At 38.7% G+C, this 22380-nt stretch carries 20 protein-coding genes and 1 other annotated feature; of the genes, 13 read left to right on the top strand and 7 right to left on the bottom strand.

What is annotated here, in order from left to right; all coding sequences use genetic code 11:
* Window positions 1-35: 35 nt before the first annotated feature.
* Window positions 36-1415 (bottom strand): FAD-binding oxidoreductase, encoded by a 1380-nt coding sequence (locus EW028_RS14395; RefSeq protein WP_131521370.1) that lies wholly within the window; start codon window positions 1413-1415, stop codon window positions 36-38.
* Window positions 1416-1493: 78 nt separating this feature from the next.
* On the bottom strand, window positions 1494-1703 hold the full coding sequence (sspI, locus tag EW028_RS14400; RefSeq protein WP_004226361.1) for a small acid-soluble spore protein SspI: 210 nt from the start codon (window positions 1701-1703) through the stop codon (window positions 1494-1496).
* Window positions 1704-1941: 238 nt separating this feature from the next.
* Here sspI and EW028_RS14405 point away from each other — a divergent pair, with 238 nt between their 5' ends.
* The gene (locus tag EW028_RS14405) at window positions 1942-2469 is read left to right on the top strand and encodes an RNA polymerase sigma factor (protein WP_131521371.1); all 528 of its coding nucleotides are present in this window, start codon (window positions 1942-1944) and stop codon (window positions 2467-2469) included.
* A gap of 198 nt (window positions 2470-2667) precedes the next feature.
* Complete coding sequence (locus EW028_RS14410; RefSeq protein ID WP_227744957.1) at window positions 2668-4812, top strand: bifunctional diguanylate cyclase/phosphodiesterase; 2145 nt, start codon at window positions 2668-2670, stop codon at window positions 4810-4812.
* A gap of 44 nt (window positions 4813-4856) precedes the next feature.
* Here the strand turns inward: EW028_RS14410 and EW028_RS14415 are convergent, their stop codons facing one another.
* The 3 genes from EW028_RS14415 to EW028_RS14425 form a co-directional block, all read right to left on the bottom strand.
* Window positions 4857-5048: an H-type small acid-soluble spore protein gene (locus EW028_RS14415; protein ID WP_004226369.1), complete on the bottom strand. Its 192-nt coding sequence runs from the start codon at window positions 5046-5048 to the stop codon at window positions 4857-4859.
* Between the two features lie 13 nt (window positions 5049-5061).
* Window positions 5062-5226, bottom strand: coding sequence for a YfhD family protein (locus EW028_RS14420; protein WP_004226371.1), 165 nt, complete (start codon window positions 5224-5226; stop codon window positions 5062-5064).
* Between the two features lie 131 nt (window positions 5227-5357).
* Window positions 5358-6767: a glycoside hydrolase family 18 protein gene (locus tag EW028_RS14425; RefSeq protein ID WP_131521372.1), complete on the bottom strand. Its 1410-nt coding sequence runs from the start codon at window positions 6765-6767 to the stop codon at window positions 5358-5360.
* A gap of 152 nt (window positions 6768-6919) precedes the next feature.
* Here EW028_RS14425 and EW028_RS14430 point away from each other — a divergent pair, with 152 nt between their 5' ends.
* The 3 genes from EW028_RS14430 (at window position 6920) to EW028_RS14440 (ending at window position 10187) form a co-directional block, all read left to right on the top strand.
* Window positions 6920-8269 carry an FAD-binding oxidoreductase gene (locus EW028_RS14430; RefSeq protein WP_131521373.1) on the top strand — a complete coding sequence of 450 codons (1350 nt, stop codon included), beginning with the start codon at window positions 6920-6922 and terminating at the stop codon, window positions 8267-8269.
* Between the two features lie 124 nt (window positions 8270-8393).
* Window positions 8394-9185: an alpha/beta fold hydrolase gene (locus EW028_RS14435; protein WP_131521374.1), complete on the top strand. Its 792-nt coding sequence runs from the start codon at window positions 8394-8396 to the stop codon at window positions 9183-9185.
* A 24-nt stretch (window positions 9186-9209) separates the two neighbouring features.
* A complete protein-coding gene (locus EW028_RS14440; protein WP_131521375.1) occupies window positions 9210-10187 on the top strand; it encodes a sensor domain-containing diguanylate cyclase in 978 nt (325 codons plus the stop codon).
* 7 nt (window positions 10188-10194) lie between these two features.
* Here EW028_RS14440 and EW028_RS14445 read toward each other — a convergent pair whose 3' ends face one another.
* Window positions 10195-10590, bottom strand: a complete 396-nt coding sequence (locus tag EW028_RS14445; RefSeq protein WP_131521376.1) for a (deoxy)nucleoside triphosphate pyrophosphohydrolase — start codon at window positions 10588-10590, stop codon at window positions 10195-10197.
* Window positions 10591-10760: 170 nt separating this feature from the next.
* On the opposite strand from EW028_RS14445, the gene EW028_RS14450 reads away from it, so the two are divergent.
* The 3 genes from EW028_RS14450 to pheT all read left to right on the top strand — a co-directional run bounded on the left by EW028_RS14450 (window position 10761) and on the right by pheT (window position 15383).
* Window positions 10761-11525: a TrmH family RNA methyltransferase gene (locus EW028_RS14450; RefSeq protein WP_131521377.1), complete on the top strand. Its 765-nt coding sequence runs from the start codon at window positions 10761-10763 to the stop codon at window positions 11523-11525.
* Window positions 11526-11615: 90 nt separating this feature from the next.
* Window positions 11616-11856: a binding site (T-box leader), on the top strand.
* A 59-nt stretch (window positions 11857-11915) separates the two neighbouring features.
* The gene (gene pheS / locus EW028_RS14455) at window positions 11916-12953 is read left to right on the top strand and encodes a phenylalanine--tRNA ligase subunit alpha (protein ID WP_004226385.1); all 1038 of its coding nucleotides are present in this window, start codon (window positions 11916-11918) and stop codon (window positions 12951-12953) included.
* A 12-nt stretch (window positions 12954-12965) separates the two neighbouring features.
* A complete protein-coding gene (pheT, locus tag EW028_RS14460; RefSeq protein WP_131521378.1) occupies window positions 12966-15383 on the top strand; it encodes a phenylalanine--tRNA ligase subunit beta in 2418 nt (805 codons plus the stop codon).
* Between the two features lie 182 nt (window positions 15384-15565).
* On the opposite strand, the gene rnhC is transcribed toward pheT, so the two are convergent.
* On the bottom strand, window positions 15566-16489 hold the full coding sequence (rnhC, locus tag EW028_RS14465) for a ribonuclease HIII (protein WP_131521379.1): 924 nt from the start codon (window positions 16487-16489) through the stop codon (window positions 15566-15568).
* Between the two features lie 135 nt (window positions 16490-16624).
* On the opposite strand from rnhC, the gene zapA reads away from it, so the two are divergent.
* From zapA to EW028_RS14490, 5 genes are read left to right on the top strand one after another with little or no spacing between them, the layout of a single operon-like run.
* A complete protein-coding gene (zapA, locus tag EW028_RS14470) occupies window positions 16625-16885 on the top strand; it encodes a cell division protein ZapA (protein ID WP_016991554.1) in 261 nt (86 codons plus the stop codon).
* Window positions 16886-16890: 5 nt separating this feature from the next.
* Window positions 16891-17430, top strand: a complete 540-nt coding sequence (locus EW028_RS14475; protein WP_004226395.1) for a CvpA family protein — start codon at window positions 16891-16893, stop codon at window positions 17428-17430.
* Window positions 17431-17488: 58 nt separating this feature from the next.
* The gene (gene polX, locus EW028_RS14480) at window positions 17489-19198 is read left to right on the top strand and encodes a DNA polymerase/3'-5' exonuclease PolX (RefSeq protein WP_131521380.1); all 1710 of its coding nucleotides are present in this window, start codon (window positions 17489-17491) and stop codon (window positions 19196-19198) included.
* Window positions 19199-19215: 17 nt separating this feature from the next.
* A complete protein-coding gene (locus tag EW028_RS14485) occupies window positions 19216-21582 on the top strand; it encodes an endonuclease MutS2 (RefSeq protein ID WP_131521381.1) in 2367 nt (788 codons plus the stop codon).
* A gap of 22 nt (window positions 21583-21604) precedes the next feature.
* Complete coding sequence (locus EW028_RS14490) at window positions 21605-22018, top strand: DUF350 domain-containing protein (RefSeq protein WP_008179180.1); 414 nt, start codon at window positions 21605-21607, stop codon at window positions 22016-22018.
* Window positions 22019-22380 lie beyond the last annotated feature (362 nt).

Here is a 22380-nt window from a genome sequence, read left to right on the forward strand (position 1 = left end):
TGATGCTCTAGTCAATCAGCGGGTTTTAATGTTAATTATAGAGTGAAAATCTTTCCTGGATTCATAATGTTAAGTGGATCAAGCGCTGCTTTTATGCTTTTCATGACGACTAAAGAGGTACCATGCTCAGTGGCTTGATATTTCATTTTCCCAATGCCAACACCATGCTCGCCCGTACATGTACCACCTCGAAGTAGTGCATATTGCACGATTTGTTCATTGAAGCGATCCGCTTTTACCTGCTCCTCGGCGTCATTTGGATTTAACATTAAAAGTGCATGGAAATTTCCATCGCCCACGTGGCCAACAAGCCCACCTGCGAGTCCAACATGATCAAGCTGTTCTCGTGCATATAAAATGGTTTCGGCAAGCACAGAGATTGGTACACAGACATCCGTTGACATGAGCTTCTTACCAGGATAAGCATGAATATATGCATAGGCTAAAGAATGTCGTGCTTCCCAAAGCTTATTACGAGCAGCATTATCTTGCTCGAATTCGACGGATAGACAGCTGTAATCCTCAAAAATTTCTGTAGCAAATGCGATGTCCGCATGCATACCCGCTTCGTTTCCATGGAATTCTAAAAACAATGTTGGTTTTTCGCTAAAGGATGTATCGTTATAGACATTGGCCTGCTTCATAGAGGATTCATCGACCAATTCCACTCGACCAATTGAAATACCAGCCTGTAATAAGGCGGTCACTGCACTCACAGCATCTCCAACTGTGTCAAAAACAGCTCGACCTGCTATCACAAATTCAGGTATACCATACACTTTTAACGTTAACTCCGTAAAGCAGCCAAGTGTTCCTTCTGAGCCAACAAATAGTCCATTCAAATGATAACCAGAAGAGGATTTCGCGGCTAAATTACCTGTATGGATGACAGAGCCATCTGCAAGGACAACCTCTAAATCACGAACCTGATCACGCATAACACCGTAACGCACAGCAGTCGTACCACTCGCATTCGTCGCAGCCATGCCACCTAGTGTTGCATCTGCACCTGGATCCACTGTGAATTGTAGTCCGTGTTTTTTTAACTCCTTATTCAGTTGAGAGCGTGTCACGCCAGGCTGAACTTTTACAAGAAGGTCGTCAGGTCGAACTTCTAAAATCGTATTCATTTCAGAGAAATCAATAGAAATACCATGTGCAATAGGAATCGCGTTTCCTTCTAAGCTGGAGCCAACACCGAATGGTACAACTGGTACACGTTGAGCATGTGCAATTTTTAAGATGGCACTGACATCAGCTGTGGAACGGGGAAAGACAACGATATCAGGTAATCTCATCATATGATGTGATTCATCCTTTCCATGTAGCTGTCGTACCGTTTCGTTTGTTGACACTTGTTCTTCTAATAAAACCTGTTTGAGTTGATTGACAAGTAATTCTACTGCAACAGTCATTCCAATCCCTCCAAATTTTCTGATAAGTAAAACTTTATCACGCATTTATTGGAAATGGAATGCACAGTTCATTAAAAATCAGTTAGCAAATACTTTTTCTAGTTTTTGAACAAATTCATCTTGTTCAGATGGACTGGATTGCTTCCACCATTTTTCAAAAAACACCCCAAGCCCTGGTAATAAATGCTCTTCTCCACGATTAATAGCATCTTCCACAATGTCTTTGAATTCTGCGGCAGATTGACCATGTACATTCGCTGTAATTGCATCTCTTATTTGAAAATTCATCTATATCGCCTCCTTAGTAGTAATTTGTCCAACTATCGTTTAAATATGTATGAAATACCAAAGAAAATAGATAATTTTTGCAATAACTTTAGAGGAATTATGACTAAATATGCCAGGCATTTTATTCTTTCTGCGCGCTGAAATGTTGAAAATGGGCATTAGCTCTCAAACAACATGACAGTCTAAGATTGTGTTACCTAGGAATATTAAACTGTGCACAGTTGACAGGAAGAGTGGTATGTCCATTCGCAACAATCACAAGCTTTCATTCACACAATCTTTTGAAGAAATTTTAGAGGCTGTGCAACCAATGATTACAGCCATTTTTAAGCAGCTTCATATTTACAAGGATTTTGATTACTATCGTCATATTGCTTCTATTGCGGTATGGAGGGCATGGCTAAAAGCAGATCCAGCAAAGGGACAATTTTCTGCTTATCTTTATTCTTCGATAAAAGGTGAGATTCTAAATGAATTATCAAAGGAAAAAAACTATTCAGAGCGAAAAACGGTTGTTGATGGTGAAACACTCAATTTTATTCTTAGTGACTTGGAGGGATGGGACAATCAAAAAAATCCTAGCTTACTTGAAATTAAGTTGTCTCAGCTTAAGCAGATAGAAAGAGAAATATTACTACTTTATTATGTAGAAGGTTACAGTGATCAAGAAATAGCTAATGCATTAGGCTTATCCGCTGTTGCTATTAAAAAAAGAAGAGGTAGAATCATTCAGAGATTGAAACGTCAACTTTCCAGGGTGGAATAAAGAACTAAAAATATCAAAAGTATGCTAATATTGAAATAAAATGAATATTAGCATACTTCACATAGGTGCATACAAATTCCGATAAAAGTGTTATGATTTGTAAGAAGTCAAAGAAATATACAATTCAAATTTAAATAATCGATATAGATAGATAAAATTTCCTAGTGAATGTTTATATAGTAGTATGGAGGGTTTGGAGTGGAGAGATGGTTTAATCAGATAGAGAAAAAAGAAATTTGGTACATGGTATTACCCTTATTACTTGTCATACCATTACTGAGCTTTAGCAATCAAATATATGGTGTTTTCCAAGGTAACATGTATCAAGATATGAAATTGGTGATACAAATATTAATCATTGTTTTTACAATGGCAATTGCGATCCAATCCTATTTAGTATTTTCACACTTATTATCCAATCAAACTTTATACATAGGAAACATGTTTTTCATTATTGCCTTATTAGAATTAGTTAGCTTGTTTTTTAGCCAATCTAGAGAATGGTACTTTATGAACGAGCCCCTACATATATTAATGCGTTTATACTTAGCCATTGGATTTATACTTATTATTTTAAACCCTAAAAAGCGATTAACCATGAATCATCGGATACTGACATATGGTTGTTCGATGCTTTTCGTTCTAGGAAGCGTTTTTCTGGCCTATAATTCGCCCAAAGTATTGCCTAAAAATTGGTTAGATACGATTGATAATATGGTACACCTAATTGCTATTATTCTTCAAATTTTAACCATTGCTATTGTTAGTACATATGTAAAAAAATTACCAAAGCGTTCCATGTGGCTAATTAGCGCAGCTATTTCCCTTATTGTGAGTGATGTCTTCTTTATTGTTAGTCAAGATCAAAATGCGATATGGGATTTCTCAGCACTGATCTATCAGTTTTTAGCATTCTATTTTTTCCTAAAGGCGATTTATTATACATCTGTGGAAAAACCCTTTCAGCAGCTGTTGAAAATTAAAAAGGATCTTGAACAATCTCAAAAGGAGCTTCGATTTCAAGCTTATCATGATGATATTACATTGTTGCCAAATGAACATTTTTTACTTAAGACGTTAAAAGAAAATTTACATGAACATAAAGCGCAAAAGGCTATCATTGCCATAGAAATTGATCGCTTTGCGGCGATTCGTTCGTCCATTGGGATTAGTAACTCTAATAAAATGATGAAACTTGTTGCAGAGCGAATTCAATCGATTGTACCTCCCCATTATTTTGCAACTAAACTGCGTGAAGGACAATTTGTTATTTATATTGACCATGTAAAGACGATTGAGGAACTACTACAATTTTGCTTAAATCTTAAAAGTGCCATGACAGATCCTTTACAGGTCCAATTATTTTCATTGAATGGCAGTCTAAATATTGGGATTGCTCTCTATGAGGAGCAATGGACTGGTGAAGAGCTATTAATGCATGCACAGTTAGCGATGCGAGAAGCTAGACAAATACCTCAAAGATTTCTTTTTTATAAACCGTACATGTCTAAAGGTATTGCAGATCGAATATTGTTAGAGCAAGACTTACATAATGCGTTAGCCAATAATGAATTTTATTTAGACTATCAACCACAGGTCAACTTAAAAACAGGCACCATTGAATCGGTCGAAGCTTTGGTTCGCTGGCGTCATCCAACTCGGGGCTTTGTTCCACCTGATATCTTTATTCCTATTGCTGAAGAATGTGGCCTTATTATCCCACTAGGTAAATGGATTTTAGAAACCGCATGCACTCAAGCGAAAATATGGGAGAAACAAGGCTTACCTTCGATGAAAGTGGCAGTGAATTTATCACTTGGCCAGTTATTTCAACAGGATTTAGTAGAAATGGTACAAGATATTTTACATCGTACCAATTTAGATCCGTCATTTTTACAATTAGAAATTACAGAAAGTATGACGATGAATATTGATCAAATGACACAGCTATTACATGAGTTAAAGGCATTAGGCATCCAAATTGCTGTAGATGATTTTGGAACAGGTTATTCCTCTCTATCTTATTTAAAGGAATTCCCAATTGATTGTTTAAAAATTGACCGCACATTTGTGAGAAACGTGCCACATAATCCGAATGATGAAGCACTTGTTTCCATGATTATTTCGATGGCTAAACATTTACGTTTGAAGGTTGTGGCAGAGGGCATTGAAGAAGTGGAGCAATTATCTTTTCTAATAGATGGTGGCTGTGATTATATTCAGGGCTATCTATTCAGTAAGCCAATATCCCCACAGCAAATTACCGAAACCTATAAAGATTTACATCATCGTGTGGAGGAAGTATTAACACAACTTCAATATATTGAAGATTATAGTATTTAAAAAAAGAACCTGCTTATTACTATTGAGTAAGCAGGTTCTTGCTTTTAGTGAACGAGATATTCTTCTTTTAATTCGGATATAGCTACTTCAGATCGCTCTTCTAAAGAACGGCGTAGGTGAACTGTCGCTGTTTTTTCATCATCGTGGAGCTGATCGATCCAGATGGAAACGCCATTATAGCTCACTTCAAATTCTAAAGGTGAGGCGACAATTTCTTGTGCACGTTGAAAATCCAACTGAAGCCCCCCCTTATTTTTTCTGCTTATTCTTATTTTGCGTGACTGTGTTAATTAGCTCCATAAACTCTTGAGAAAATTCCTCACTCACCTTGTTTGGTGCAATCTTTTGGTTTTTTGGCGTTTGAGGTAATGAGCCTTTATTATTGCTTTGACCTTGTTTATTGTCTCTTCCCATGTGAGTTGCTCCTTTCCTGTTGATATACATTAATATGGCTTTGAAATGAACTTTTTATCCCGTCAGCACAGATCGCACTTCACAAGGAAAAATTCGCATAGCTCTTTGTTGATTGCGAACAATAATGTGTATTAAGATTTTTTAACAGAAAAATTATCGTTTAATAAAACCCAATTTTGAGGAAACGGGAATCCTAATGCCCAATAACTAATGCCACGTAAATTGTAATGTTTAGTCATGTCGAATTTGGCTTGTGCACTTCTCGCATCTTCAAACCATACCTCGTGCTGCCTTCCTTGCTCATCAACATATCGATAAAAAGGAGATTGGGCCGTTGGATCATATTGGATTGTTGCCCCGTACTTGATGGCCCTATTGAGCGCTTCCTGTGGGCTAAACGTTTCGGCTTCTTGGCCTTTGACATGAGGTAAGAGCCAATCACGCGCATACAACTCAAAGCCCAATAAGATTTTATCAGCTGGTATTTCAGTTAAAGCATACTCCACGACTCTTCGCATTTCATTAATCGGGGAAATGGCTTGTGGAGGGCCAAGACGATAGCCCCATTCATATGTCATTAATACAACAAAATCTGCTATTCTCCCATGTGCTTCGTAATCATGCGCTTCATATAATGTCCCAGTTTGTGAAGCGCTTGTTTTAGGGGCGAGTGCTGTTGAAACCAAATAGCCTTTTGGATGAAGTGTATCTACAGCCAGTTGAATAAAGGCATTGAAATTTTCACGATCAGCAGGTAAAACATTTTCAAAATCAATATTTAATACTTGATAACCTTTATCTTGCATCACCTGTAATACATTATTCATGACCTTTTTACGTAACTCTGCATTGGACAAGACGACATGTGCTAAATTAGAGCCTTCTTCTGTAGAAGTAAAATTAGTGAGCGTTAACATTGGGATAATATGTTTAGCCTTTGCTGCCGCTATCATATTTTCATCATGAATGGGCTGTAATGTCCCATCTTCCTTCATCTTATAAGCAAAAGGACTAAAATAAGTTAGTAGATGACCAATAGCATTAATGGAGTCTACAGCTTCTTCTGAAGGTTGGTAGGAATAAGCATTGACTTCAATCGTTGGTAAATTTCTTGGAATCATCAATTGTGAACCAACATACAGCATATTGGGATTGTTTAGTTTATTTTCTACAGCAATGGCTTGAACGGTCGTACCATAGCGCTGTGCTATTTGCCATAAAGTTTCTCCTGGCTGCACGATATGAATAATGGGTGGAATAATTAATTTCGTTCCTGGTGTTAATTGATCGGGATTCGTTAGATGATTTTCTAATATGATAGATTGCAAGGGAACGCTAAATTTCTGTGCGATTGACCATAACGTATCTCCTTTTTGAACGGTATAAATTGTATAAGGAGAAGGGATAACCAGTGATTGTCCGATGGCTAATTGATCAGGAGTAGCTAATGCATTTAATTGGCTAATAGATTGAACGGGTACAGCATAACGATTAGCGATTTGCCACAGTGTTTCGCCAGCACTTACCACATGGATAAGCATAGAACACCTCCAACACGTTGTTATTAGTGCATCATATGTTTCAAGTGTGAAAAAGAGTATTTTAGTGTGAGTCCAGTAAAATAGTTGAAAAGTCAAATTCTTTCTCAATGAGTTGCATAGGATAAGTATCATTGTGAGAAAGGGGCTTGATGTTGAAAAAGGCGAAGCTCACAGGAAGAATCGTCACGCCTGAAGATTCGGATTATGAACAAGCGAGAACGAATAATAATTTAACTAATCCCAAATATCCGAGTGTCATTGTGTTTTGTCAAAAAACGAAAGATGTGGTTAATGCCTTAAAATGGGCTAGAGAAAACAATGAGCCTTTCAGAATTCGAAGTGGTCGTCATAGCTATGAAAATTTTTCTTTAGTAAATAAAGGGCTTGTCATTGATGTAAGTGATATGAATGATATTTCGGTAAATCTCTCAGAAATGACGGCTAGGATTGATGCTGGAGCTAATATGGGAAACGTATACCGTACATTATGGGAGCATGGTGTTACCATTCCTGCTGGTACAGAAAGTAGTGTTGGGGTGGTCGGTTTAACCCTTGGTGGAGGGATTGGGATGCTATCACGACCGTTTGGATTAACTTGTGACAATCTTATTGAAATCGAAGCGGTGGTTGCTAGTGAACAGGAGGGTGCTCAGGTAATCAGAGCGAATAAGCAACAACATCATGATCTTTTTTGGGCAAGTCGTGGTGGAGGAGGCGGCAATTTTGGTATCGTCACTTCTTTGACATTCAAGCTTCATGCGATTAATGACGTATCACTCTTTTCTATTACATGGGGATGGGATGACTTTGAAGTGGCCTTTGATGCATGGCAAAAATGGGCTCCCTATACAGATAAGCGTCTAACCTCACAGATTGAGCTAAAAACAAAGGAAGTAGGTGAGATAGTCGCACAAGGTGAGTTTATAGGAACAGCAGCTGAATTAAAGAAATTGCTTCGCCCTCTTAGAAAAACAGGCTTGCCAACAAGTATTTGGATAAAGGAAGTGCCATATAGCAAGGCAATAGAATTTTTTGATTTACCAAGCGGTAATCAGCCTGCCTTTCGAAAAAGATCAGGGTCATTTTTGGAGAGACCGTTTCCATATAAGGCGATTCAGAGAATGAAAGAATTTTTAGCCCATGCACCTAATTCAAATACAACAATATGGCAACAGTCTTTAAGAGGAGCAGTAGGTGAAATTGCTCCCCAGCATACAGCCTATTACTATCGCAATGCGATAATAGCTCAAGAATATAATACTTCCTGGAAAAACCCAAAAGAGGAAGAACAAAATATTAAGTGGGTAGAAAATTTACGTCAAGCTTTATCACCTTATACGTCTGGTGATTATGTGAATTTTCCAGATCGATATATTAAGGACTGGCATACAGCCTATTACGGACGCAATTTTAGAAGGCTTCGTGAAGTGAAAACAAAATATGATCCCTATAATGTATTTCAATTTCAGCAGAGTATCCCACCTATAAGAAAGTGGTTGTAGCTGGAGAATGGAGCAGGTGAAGCGGCACTCCTGCTTCTTTTTGATTTTCATGTTTTAGCTTGATAAATACTGTATAAGGGGTCACAATAAAACTATTACATATATTTCTAAAAGGATGATTGGAATGGAAAATATTGTTGTTCGTAATAATGTAACAATACTCGGACATGGAGACCAACCGCTTATTTTTGCACATGGATTTGGCTGTGATCAAAATATGTGGCGTTTCATTACACCTGCATTTATGGACAAATATAAGATTATATTATTTGATTATGTAGGCTCAGGTAACTCAGATATAAATGCCTATTCATCAGAAAAATATCAATCGTTACAGGGCTATGTACAAGATTTATTGGACATTATTGAAACGCTATCATTACAAAATAGTATTTTTGTAGGGCATTCCATTAGTGCCATGATAGGACTGCTCGCATCTATCCAGCACCCTGACTATTTTAAGAAATTGATTATGATTGGTCCTTCTCCCTGTTATTTAAATGATGATGGTTATCGAGGGGGATTTGAGCGAAGTGATATAGCAGAGTTACTAGACATGATGGAAATGAACTTTACAGGTTGGGCTAGCTATATGGCACCTATTGCAATGAGTAACCCTGATCAGCCAGCATTAACACAGGAACTGAAGCAAACCTTTATAGCAGCAGACCCTATCATTGCAAAAGAATTTGCTGAGGTCACATTTTTATCTGATCATCGAAGTGAATTACCAAAGGTCTCCGTTCCTTCGTTAATTATCCAATGCTCGGAAGATAGTATTGTGCCAATTAGTGTAGGGGATTATTTACATCAGCATCTCAAAAATAGCACGTTACAATTAATGGAAGCAAAAGGTCATTATCCACATATTAGTCACCCAAATGAAACGATACAATGTATTGCAGATTTTTTGTAAGGAAAAATGAAAGGATTTTCAACAATGGAAAAACGACTCAACAATGCACCATGTGGATTTCTTTCCATCACACATGAAGGGCTTATTTCAGAAATCAATCAAACCCTGCTAGATTGGATCGGCTATGAGCAAGAGGAATTATTACATATGCATCTAGAAATTCTTCTATCTACGCCCAATAAGATGATTTTTCACTCTTATTTTTATCCTACGATTAATCTAGAGGGGCAAGTAGAGGAATTATTCATTCATCTCAAACAGAAGGACGGAATGTCGGTTCCGTTTTTAATGAATGCTAAATTGTACAAAGAGGATTTGGTAGAGCGCATTGATTGTATTTTAGTAAAGATGAAAAAGCGCATAGATTATGAACAAGAATTACGATCAGCCAAAAAACTACTTGAGGCTGCCTACCAAGAAAAGGATCGTGCATTAGCTAATTTGGAGCAAATTCATGTAGAAATAGAACTTCAACAGGCGAAATTATTGGAAATGAATGCTGCTTTAGTAGAATTATCAATGACTGATAAACTGACTGGCTTGAAAAACAGGAGATTTTTCCAGGAACAACTCGAACAACATTTTAATCGTTTTCATGAGACAGCAGTACCTTTTTCGTTATGCATTTTAGATATCGATCATTTCAAAAAGGTCAATGATACATATGGTCATCAAATTGGAGACGATGTCCTCGTTCAATTGGCACAACTATTACAAATACAAGTACGTCTGGAAGATATCGTCGCTCGTTATGGTGGGGAGGAGTTTATGATCATCTTACCAGAGACCGAGATACCTGTTGCAAAAGAAATCGGCGAAAAAATTAGGCACACCGTGGAGCAGGATGGTTGGCCAACAGGTCATCTTACGATCAGTATGGGAATTGCCACAGTAACTTCAGAAGATACAGAGACGACATTGATAAAAAAAGCAGATAAAGCATTGTATGGATCGAAAGAGCATGGACGAAACAAAGTCACTCATTTTCATGAGATAAAGTGAATAGCCTTTACAATTCGGCTATTAATTTTTGAATAGAAGGAAGATCTGCTGGGGCAAATGGGAGGTCAAGCAATTGGTTGCGGGGAACCCATCTTGCTTCAGCATGTTCTAGAATTTGGGGTGTGCCTTTTATAATTGAAGCTTTGTATGTTTCTAAATGAACAAAAAATTGTTCGTATTCATGGAGTGTTACAGCCACTAGTTTACCTACTTGAATCAGACAGTTAAATTCCTCAAGGATTTCTCGATAAAGTGCCTGTTCAGGTGTTTCACCCTGCTCTATTTTACCGCCAGGGAATTCCCAATAGTTTGCTAATACCATTTGGGGATTTCTTAAAGCACAGAAAATTTCTTGTTGCTCATTTTCAATAATAGCCCCTACTACATGTATTGTTTTTTTCATTATATACCTCACTTTGTGTCTTCATTAGATGTGTATGATTATAGCATGTTTAAGTTGTACGCCACTTGCCACCACAGGAAAATAACAGTTTTCTTACTTAGCTATGAAATTTGCCATTTCGTAGGGTATAATAGTGGTCAATATATAGGAAAAAGGCGGTAAGAGGTACGATGAAGAGAATTGAATCTACGCAAAATGCGTTAGTGAAATATTGGAAAAAGTTAGCAACAACAAGAAAAGAGCGTGAACGTTCGGGTGAATTCCTAGTAGAAGGCTTTCATCTTGTTGAAGAAGCATTAAAAAATAAAAAGCAAGTATTACAAATTATAGTGCGTGAAGGTATAGATTTACCAATGTTATGGCCAATCGATGATATAGCTATTGTAGAGGTATCGACTGCGGTAGCGAAGGAATTCGCGGAGACAGAAACTTCTCAAGGTGTTTTTGCTGTATGTAAACAGCCCGTCTTAGAGGATAATGTGATGACTACTTGGCGAAAAGTGTTATTAATTGATGCTGTCCAAGATCCTGGTAACATTGGAACGATGATTCGTACAGCAGATGCTGCAGGTTTAGATGCTGTAATTTTAGGAAAAGGCTGTGCCGATCTTTATAATCCTAAAACACTACGTGCTGCTCAAGGCTCCCATTTCCATATTCCGGTAGTGCGTGGAGATTTAGCAGAATCGATAGATATATTACAGGATCAAGGTGTACCAGTATTTGGTACTGCATTAGACGAGGAAGCGGTGCCATATAGTGATATTCAGCATACGGGTGCATTTGCGATTATTATGGGGAATGAAGGAAGTGGCATTCAGCCTCAGTTATTAGCGATGACAGATCAAAATATGATCATTCCTCTTTTTGGACAGGCTGAATCATTAAATGTCGCAGTAGCAACAGGTATTGTTTTATATGGCTTTGCCAAGTAATTAATTGTTCATTGTGGGATTGAGGCAGTTGTCTCTTGATTTGCTACAGCCCATTATTGTATAATTTATTCTAAAATGTATGTTTAAATAATAAATGCTTTGACCGGGAAGTAGTAAAGATTGTGAATGGACGACAGGGAGCGTAGGCCAGAGATTGAGAGCCAACGCCGTATCAATGCAGTTTTGAATTCAGCCCGCGAGCAGCTACCGGGACCAGTGTAATGCTGTAAAGGTAAGCCGGCTTTATCAAGTCGTTATGTCAATGAAGTGATTGTAAGGCTTTGCATTGCAATAACTAGGGTGGTACCGCGAAAATGTCCTCGTCCCTTTTTAGGGGCGAGTTTTTTTATGCCTAAAAAGCAGGCATTTATTTTCTGAGGAGGTTTTAACATGGAAGAGCAATTAAAACAATTAGAGCAAGAAGCACTTGCTAAAATTGAAGCAGCTGCAAATTTAAAAGAATTGAATGAAGTACGTGTTGCGTATTTAGGAAAAAAAGGACCTATCACTGATTTACTAAAAGGGATGGGCAAATTATCAGCTGAAGAACGTCCGAAAATGGGTGCTTTAGTGAATAATGTTCGTGAAAATGTAACGGCAGTATTAGAAACAAAGATTACCGTGTTGGAAGAGGCAGCCATTGCTGAAAAATTAGCGAGTGAGTCGATTGATGTCACTTTACCAGGTCGAGAAATTAAAGTGGGGAATCGTCACCCTTTAACACGTGTCATTGAAGAAATTGAAGATTTATTTATTGGAATGGGCTATGAAATTGCTGAAGGTCCAGAAGTGGAGAAGGATTACTATAACTTTGAAGCACTAAATTTACCAAAAGGACATCCAGCTCGTGATATGCAAGATTCGTTCTATATTTCCGAGGAAATATTATTACGTACCCATACTTCACCAGTACAGGCTCGTACGATGGAAGCCAAAAAAGGTGAATCGATTCGCATAATTTGTCCTGGTAAAGTATTCCGACGTGATAATGATGATGCAACACATTCACATCAGTTTATGCAAATTGAAGGTTTAGTCATTGGCGAAAATATTCGCATGAGTGACCTAAAAGGAACACTAGATACGTTAGCAAAAAAAATGTTTGGTGCAGACCGCGAAATTCGACTACGTCCGAGCTTCTTCCCATTTACTGAGCCATCAGTAGAAATGGATATCTCTTGTTTCAAATGTGGTGGAGCAGGCTGTAACGTATGTAAGGGCACTGGCTGGATTGAGATTCTAGGAGCAGGTATGGTGCATCCAAACGTATTAGAAATGGCTGGCTATGATCCAAAGAAAGTATCTGGATTTGCATTTGGTATTGGTGCAGAACGTATTGCGATGTTGAAATACGGTGTTGACGATATTCGTCATTTCTATACAAGTGACACTCGCTTCTTATCACAATTTGAGCGAACAGAAGCGTAAGGGGGATAAAACATGTTAGTATCATTAGAATGGTTAAAAGATTATATCAATACACAGGACTTAGCACCTGAGCTATTAGCAGAAAAAATTACACGCTCTGGGATCGAAGTAGATGCAGTAATTGATCGTGCTAATGCTATGGATAAAGTTGTAGTTGGTTATGTAGTTTCTAAGGAGAAACATCCAGAGGCGGATAAGTTAAATATTTGCCAAGTTGACGTTGGCGAAGCAGAGCCTCAACAAATAATTTGTGGTGCACCGAATGTTGATGCGGGTCAAAAAGTCATTGTTGCTCGTCCAGGTGCACATTTACCAGGTGGCATTAAAATCAAAAAAGCAAAACTTCGCGGTTATGAATCGAACGGAATGATTTGTTCCTTACAAGAGCTTGGAATCGAAGGAAAGCTTGTGCCTAAGGCGTATTCAGAAGGTATCTTCGTCCTACCAGCAGATGCAGAAGTAGGGGCAGATGCACTGGCTATATTGGGCCTACGTGATACAGTGTTGGAGTTAGGACTAACACCAAACCGCTCAGATGCTCTTTCAATGCTAGGTGTAGCATATGAAGTAGGTGCTATTCTTTCAGAGGAAATTAAATATCCAGAAATTTCCTATCAAACTGCCAGTGAAAAAGCACAGGATTACCTGAAGCTTCATGTAGAAGATTTACAAGCAAATCCTATGTATGTAGCAAAAGTTGTGAAAAACGTAAAAATTGGTGAATCACCAATGTGGCTACAAAATCGTCTAATGGCTGCGGGAGTACGTCCACACAATAATGTCGTAGATGTAACGAACTATGTATTAATGGAATATGGTCAACCTCTACATGCTTTTGACTATGATAGCCTAGCGACGGGTAAAATCGTTGTTCGTAAAGCAACAGAAGGTGAAAAAATCACAACATTAGATGACCAAGAACGTACATTAAAAGCTTCAGATTTAGTCATTACAAATGGCAAAGAGCCAGTAGCCATTGCTGGTGTAATGGGTGGTGCTAATTCAGAGGTAACAGATTCAACAACGACTGTTGTCATTGAGTCAGCCTATTTTGATGGTTTAACAGTGCGTCAAACGTCTCGTCATCTTGGCCTACGCTCAGATGCATCGGCTCGTTTCGAAAAAGGGGTAGACCCAAATCGTGTCTTACCAGCTGCCGAACGTGCTGCCGCTCTCCTTGCTGAATTAGCAGGCGGTGAAGTATTAGAAGGTACATGTTTAGTAGATGAGTTAGATAAAACACCAGCGCGAGTAGTCGTTTCCCCAGATTTTATTAATGAACGTTTAGGTATGAAGATTGCATTAGAAGATATGCTTTCTATTTTAGAGCGTTTAAAATTTGGTGTAGAGGCAGCAAATGGTTTATTAATTATTGATGCACCAACACGTCGACAAGATATTAAAATTGAAGAGGATATCGTGGAGGAAATTGCTCGTCTTTATGGTTATGATGAAATCCCAATGACATTACCAGAGGGTGCAACACAAGTAGGTAATTTATCACCTTACCAAGCAAATCGACGTGTTGTTCGTCATTACATGGAAGGGGCTGGCCTGTATCAAGCGGTAACTTATTCGTTAACGTCGGATGCATTGTCACAACGTTTTGCTTTGAAAGCAGAGCCGGTAACTCGCTTGCTTATGCCAATGAGTGAGGAGCGTTCTACATTACGTCAAAGCCTTATTCCACATTTAATCGAAGCGGCGGCTTATAATGTTGCACGTCAAGCTGAAGGCGTGGCTTTATATGAAATTGGTTCCGTGTTCCTTGGTCAATCAGATGAGGGGCAACCATATGAGGAAGAGCATGTGGCAGCAGTACTAACTGGCAAATGGCTAGACCATGCTTGGCAAGGTGAGAAAAAAGCTGTAGATTTCTTTGTGTTAAAAGGTATCATCGAAGGTGTTATTGGCAAACTTGGCTTAGCAAATCGCCTGACATTTGTGAAATCACAAGTGGATGGCTTACATCCAGGTCGTACAGCTAGCATTTTATTAGATGGCAAGCAAGTCGGCATCATTGGTGGACTTCACCCAGCAGAGCAAAAAGCATGGGGTGTAAAAGACACGTATGTAATGGAAATGAATTTAGTGGCCCTATTAAATGCAACGGCACAAGAAGCACCACTTGCCTACACACCAGTGCCTCGTTTCCCAGCTATGTCTCGTGATATCGCTCTTATAATGGACCGTACAACAACAGCGGGCGAAGTAATGGAAGCCATTGATGCAGCGGGTGTGAAACTATTAAAAGATATCCGCGTATTCGATGTTTACGAAGGGGAGAAAATGGAACCAGGTAAAAAATCGGTTGCCTTCTCTCTCACATATTTTGATCCAGAACGTACTTTAACAGACGAAGAAGTAGTGGCCGCACATAACAAAGTATTAAAAGCCATTGCTACGATTGCAGGCACAGAAGTACGCTAATATAATGAAAAAAGACTGTCTGACGAGGCAGTCTTTTTTTGTTTGAGAATGGTGAAGATGATGATCCAAAAGGTGAAGAAAGAGTGATCCAAAAAAGAGGAAAGCGCTCAAAAAGGTTCCTAATGCGTCTCACGCTCATCAGGAACCCCAAAAAAGCTTTTTTAAGCAACCAATAGTATGATTTACTTCATCTTCCGTGCTTTATCAGTGTTGGCGAAATGCCATTTTGTGATGGAGCGTAGAAATTCTTCGCCCTGATTACACCAGATTCGGGCTGCTTGCACATCTACCTTGTTAGAGGCGCCCTTCATTAATGTAAGCCCTGTAATGTCACTCAAACGGTCCATTTCCTTTAAAAAGGCAGCACGAGCTAAAATAGATGCTGTAGCCACAGCTACATGTAATTGTTCTGCTTTAGTAGAAAAGTAGACATTCTCTTGCACAAGGTCACGTTCATTTTTTAAATAATTGTAATAGACACCACGTTCAGCAAACTGGTCGATTAGAATAAATTCAGGTTTTTCAGGAGCCATTTTTGATAGCGTGTTTTGTAGTGCCTTGTTATGCATCATGGCTTTCATTTTACCTTGGGAATAGCCTTTCGCTTGTAAGTTGTTATATTTCTCGTTGCGTAAGACGAGAACACTATGGACACAGGCTGCACGCAAATCAGGTGCAATTTTCCTCATATAGTCATCTGTTAGCATTTTTGAATCTTTTACGCCAAGCTCATTCATGAGTTCGATTTTGGAAGTAGGCACATATACTGCTGCTACAGTGATTGGACCAAAATAATCACCTGTGCCTGTTTCGTCTGAGCCTAAAACAGACATGGTTGCGAAATTGTTAGGCAGTACATCCCCTTTTGCCCCGATAGTGGAGAGTGGCGTAGCAGTTTTTTCAACAGTTCCCCAACGTGCTGCCTCACGTTCAGCACCGCCCCCCTGAAACATTAATTTGCCTGATTTATACATAGTTATGGCTGTATCTGGTAGTTTTGCCGCAAAAATGACTCCCGGAGCCTTTCGTTCTATAAAGTGCGATGCATAGTAAGCCATCACCTCTTTTTGAATATTTGTTGAAATGGAAAGCACAATATTTGCCATTTAATCGTTCCTTTCTGTCCTCGTTGTTCACAATTTTATACCTTTCATGGTATGATAATAAATAGCTTTTTTGTGTGATGGTGCTCACAAGCCTCTAAAATCGTGTGTGCATCGAATTTATAGGAGGGTGCGACTATGGAAAAACAAGAAAAGAATAAAATTTCTGTTGAAATATATGGTCATACATATAAAATGGTCGGCTCTGAATCCATTGGCCATATGCGACTTGTTGCTTCGATTGTTGATGACCGTATGCGCGAGATGAACGTACATAATCCCTCACTTGATAGCACAAAACTTGCTGTTCTGACAGCAGTAAATACAGTTCATGATTATTTACTATTAAAAGAACGAATGGAGCAATTAGAAGAAGAATTGAAAAAGTTAAAGGGTTGAAGAGAATGTTAGATTTAATCATATTAGTGGTACTGTTAGCTGGTATAGGCGTCGGTGCAAAACGAGGTTTTATTGTACAGATGATGCATATTGTCAGCTTTGTAGTAGCCCTAATTGTTGCGTATATTTATTATAAGCCATTAGCACAAAAATTTGTATTTTGGGTTCCATATCCAGGCGTCACTGACACAGGTAGCCTTGGCGTTGTCATTGATAGTCTAGATTTAGACCGTACCTTTTATCGGGTAATTGCCTTTGCTGTTATTTTCTTTGCAGTAAAAATAACGTTGCAAATCGTGGCATCGATATTTGACTTTATCGCGTATTTGCCAGTGCTAAATACTGTGAATCGTTGGCTTGGGGCGTTACTTGGCATGATTGAAAACTATTTAATTATGTTTATTTTGCTATATGTGTGCGCCTTATTACCAGTAGATGCCATACAAAATTTAATGTCGAAGTCATTGTTAAGTGGTCTCATGTTGGAGCACACACCAATTATTACAAAGATGTTCCAAAACTGGTGGTATATTTATATGCAATAGTAACTATGCACTTCTCTCTGTCTTGAGGGAAGTGTTTTTACGATAGGAGGAATTACCAATGAATAAAAAAACAATTATTCGCACACTCGAAAAAATTGCTTTATATATGGAACTACAGGGAGAAAATCCATTCAAGGTATCAGCCTTTCGAAAGGCCGCGGCAGCACTAGAGGGGGACGAGCGATCATTAAGCGAAATGGATGATGTAACAAAACTCAAAGGGATTGGCAAGGGTACTGCGGCTGTAATAGAGGACTTAATGGCAACAGGTGAATCGAGTTTGTTAAAGGAGTTAGAAGAGGTTGTACCTAAAGGGTTACTGCCATTGCTAAAATTACCTGGCTTGGGAGGAAAAAAAATTGCGAAACTACACCAAGAGCTTGGTATTGACTCTGCAGAAAGCTTGAAGGCAGCTTGTGAAGCAGGAAAAGTACGTGAATTAGCTGGATTTGCTGTAAAAACTGAAGAGAAAATTTTAAAGGAGCTAGCCAATTTAGCAAATCGTTCAGAACGACTACCAATTTGGCAGCTTGAGCCTGTGGTTTTACAAATTGAGGCGCTTCTAGGTAGTATGAAGGAAGTAGACCGATTTTCAGTTGCTGGGAGTTTCCGTCGAGCGTTAGAAACTAGCAAAGATATTGATTTTATTGTTGTGACAGAAGCAGTGGAGGAAGTACGCGAAACGTTGTTAAATAGCTTGGCCATTCAAGAAGTCGTGGCGGCGGGGGATACAAAAATTTCGGTGATTTTAGACTTAGATGAACCAGTTAGCGTTGATTTCCGTTTAGTGAAAGACAATGAATATGCGACTGCGTTACATCATTTCACAGGTTCAAAAGATCATAATGTTCGTATGCGGCAAATTGCCAAAGCCCGTGGTGAAAAAATAAGTGAATATGGTGTGGAACAGGAAGATGGTTCCGTTTTAACGTTCCAAGACGAGGCAGCATTTTTCGCTCATTTTGATCTACCTTGGATTCCACCGAGCTTACGGACAGGAACAGCAGAATTTGACAAAACAAACATAATTCAAAACTTAGTTCGACTAGAGGATATTAAAGCTGATTTGCATATGCATACAACATGGTCAGATGGTGCATACTCTGTTGCAGAAATGGGCGAGGCGTTACTAGCACGAGGCTATCAATATAGCGTTATTACAGACCATTCGCAATTCCTAAAAGTAGCAAATGGATTAACACCGGAGCGTTTAGAAAAGCAGCGTGTAGAAATTGAGGCATTTAATGCAGCACATCCAGATTTTCATTTGTTTAAAGGAACGGAGATGGATATTTTACCAGACGGCTCCCTTGATTTCGAAGATCAAGTGTTAAAAGAGCTCGATTTTGTTATTGCTTCCATTCATTCTAGTTTTACACAATCGCAAGATAAAATTATGGCACGTTTACTAACAGCTATGCAAAATCCCTATGTTCATATGATTGCCCATCCGACTGGTCGAATTATTGAAGATCGCGATGGTTATAATCCTGATATGAAACAGTTAATTGCGTGGGCAAAGGAATATGGTAAAATTTTAGAGTTAAATGCAAATCCGTATCGTCTCGATTTATGTGTAGAACATTTAGAAATGGCATGCGCAGCAGGTGTGCCAGTAGCCATCAACACAGATGCACATGATATTGCACATTTACGTTTTATGGATATTGGGGTTCGCTATGCAAATAGAGCATGGTTACCGAAAGATATGATTGTGAATACATGGACGCGTGAACAGTTTGAAGCGTTCATCCAACGAAATAAATAGCTGAGGAGGTGTTCTCAGTGATTGCAGAACGCGCATTGAAAACACTAGAATACGATAAAGTTAGGCAACAAGTGGCTTCCTATTGTACTTCCTCTATTGGTAAATCTGCCATTGAGGAGCTTGTGCCACAAACAGATTTTGATAAAGTAGTACAATTATTAGAGGAAATGGATGAGGGACTATCCATTTTGCGTGTGAAGGGCAATGTACCAATGGGCGGAATTTTTGATGTCCGTCCCTCTGCCAGACGTGCTCAAATAGGAGGCATGTTAGCAGCAGTAGAACTAATGGAAATTTCGAGCACGATTCGAGCAAGCCGAATTCTACGCAATTTTATTGAAGATTTAGAAGCCGATGAAGTGATTGATATTCCCCATTTCATCTCCAAAACGGAAGCAATGCCTGTCCTAACAGGATTGCAACATGAAATTAATAACTGTATTGACGACAATGGAGCTGTCTTAGATTCTGCTAGTCAAACATTGCGCTCTATTCGCCAATCTTTGCGTGCTGAAGAAGGGAAAGTCCGCTCTAAGCTGGAAAGTTTAATTCGGGGAAGTAATGCAGCGAAAATGCTTTCTGATACACTTGTGACAATTCGTAATGATCGCTTTGTTATTCCCGTAAAGCAGGAATATCGTCACCACTATGGTGGGATTGTCCATGACCAATCTTCTTCTGGTCAAACCTTATTTATTGAGCCAGATTCTGTTGTCCAAGCAAACAATGAAATTCATCGCTTGAAAATGAAAGAGCAGGCTGAAATTGAACGTATTTTACTAGCATTAAGTGCAATGGTGCAAGAAGTAGCATCAGATTTATTTAACTTAGTGAAGGTATTAGGCGATATCGATGTCATTTTAGCAAAGGGCAAATATGGCCAAGCCAATAAATGTACAATGCCTAAAATGAATCAGGATGGTTATATCCGACTAATACGTGCGCGTCATCCATTGCTACCAATAGAATCAGCTATTCCCAATGACATTGAATTTGGTAAAGACATTACAGCTATTGTCATTACAGGTCCTAATACAGGTGGTAAAACGGTGACATTAAAAACGGTTGGTCTGTGTACATTAATGGCACAAGCTGGATTACCAGTGCCAGCATTAGATGGCTCAGAACTTGCTGTATTTGAGCAATTATTTGCCGATATTGGTGATGAGCAATCAATTGAGCAGTCACTTTCTACGTTCTCGTCCCATATGGTTAATATTGTTGACATCCTACAAAAATTTGATCACGAATCACTTGTTCTTTTTGATGAGTTAGGGGCAGGTACTGACCCACAGGAAGGGGCAGCCTTAGCCATTTCAATCTTAGACGAAGTACATGGGCGCGGTGCTCGTGTAATGGCTACAACTCACTATCCTGAGCTAAAAGCTTATGGCTATAATCGACCAGGTGTAGCCAATGCCAGTGTAGAATTTGATATTGAAACTTTGAGCCCGACCTACCGTCTACTTATCGGTGTACCTGGGCGCTCAAATGCATTTGAAATTTCCAGTCGACTTGGTTTACCTGAATCCATTATTGATCGTGCTAAAGGCTTTACTGGAACCGATCGACATGAGGTTGAATCGATGATTGCCTCATTGGAAGAAACACGTCGCCAATCTGAAGATGATGCAGAGCGTTCGCATGCATTGCTATTAGAATCAGAAACATTACGTAAAGAGCTTCAAGATAAATTGCAAGCCTATGAGGAGCGTAAAGAGGCGCTTGATAAGAAGGCGAAGGAAAAGGCGCGTAAAATTGTTGATGAAGCAAAACGTGAAGCAGAAGCGATTATTGCAGAGCTTCGAGAAATGCGTAAAAATGCTGATCAAGTTGTCAAGGAGCATGAATTGATTGAAGCACGTAAACGCTTGGAAGAAGCAACACCACTTGAAGACAATAAAGTGCTAAAAAAGGCGGCACAAGTCAAAGCTCGTGCACAAAACTTAGTTGTCGGAGACGAGGTAAAGGTGTTAAGCTATGGTCAACGAGGTACTTTGTTAGAAAAGGTGTCGAATACTGAATGGGTTGTCCAAATGGGGATTTTAAAAATGAAAATCTCAGATAGTGATTTGGAATATATTAAACCTGAAAAAGAGCCTGTATTACGAACAGCTGGTGTGAAAAATCGAAATAGTCATGTGAAACTAGAATTAGATTTACGTGGTGAACGTTATGAGGATGCAATCGTAAGAACAGAGAAATATATTGATGATGCATTACTCTCTAATTATGGTCGTGTGTCCATTATTCATGGAGTTGGTACAGGGGCTTTACGTCAAGGAATTCAAAGCTATTTGAAAAAGCATAAGCGCGTAAAATCCTTCCGTTTTGGTGAAGCCGGTGAAGGGGGCTTAGGCGTCACAATTGTTGAATTGAAATAAGCTATAAAGGGGACGGAGAAAAATGCTGAATTCTGGCTTTTGGCGATATCCAATTATCGAAACGGCAGGATATTTTAGTGTTGTAGTATTATGTTTAGTCGTCTCGATGGCATTGTTCGAAGTCGTTACGAAATATAAAAATTGGGAAGAAATTAAAAAAGGTAATGTGGCTGTGGCTCTTGCAACAGGTGGGAAAATACTAGGGATTTGTAATATCTTCCGCTTTTCCATTGCACGTCATAGCACATTAAGTGAAATGATCGGTTGGGGCCTTTTTGGCTTTACATTATTGATTGTAGCGTATTTCTTATTTGAATTTATGACACCTCGTTTTAACGTTGATCAAGAGATTGCCAATGATAATCGCTCAGTTGGTTTCATTTCCTTTACCATTTCAGTCGGTCTTTCGTTTGTAATTGGGGCAAGTATTGCATAGGAGTGTCATGACATGGAAAAATTAGCAAAAGTACTAATCGTTGTCTGTATTGCATTTTTGGCAGTAGGTGTCTACTATATGTTAACGATTTAAATAAAAAACGCATTCTCTTTATGAGGATGCGTTTTTTGTTAATTGTACATAGCATAAATTTCTACTACAACCTATTAACTTTCTTTCATAAAACTCTATTAAAGGGTAGAAAAATTATTTTTATAATATAGGAATATGCTGATTGTTTTTTTATGGAGTGACTCGAGAATGAACGAGCATTCATAAGGTGTATTGAAATAAATCCTGATAAATACCAATCATATTAATGTTGTTAATTGCATAATAATTAATCGAAAATGCATTTATTT

This window comes from Lysinibacillus sp. OL1 (genome assembly GCF_004332175.1).
Lineage (GTDB): Bacteria > Bacillota > Bacilli > Bacillales_A > Planococcaceae > Lysinibacillus > Lysinibacillus capsici.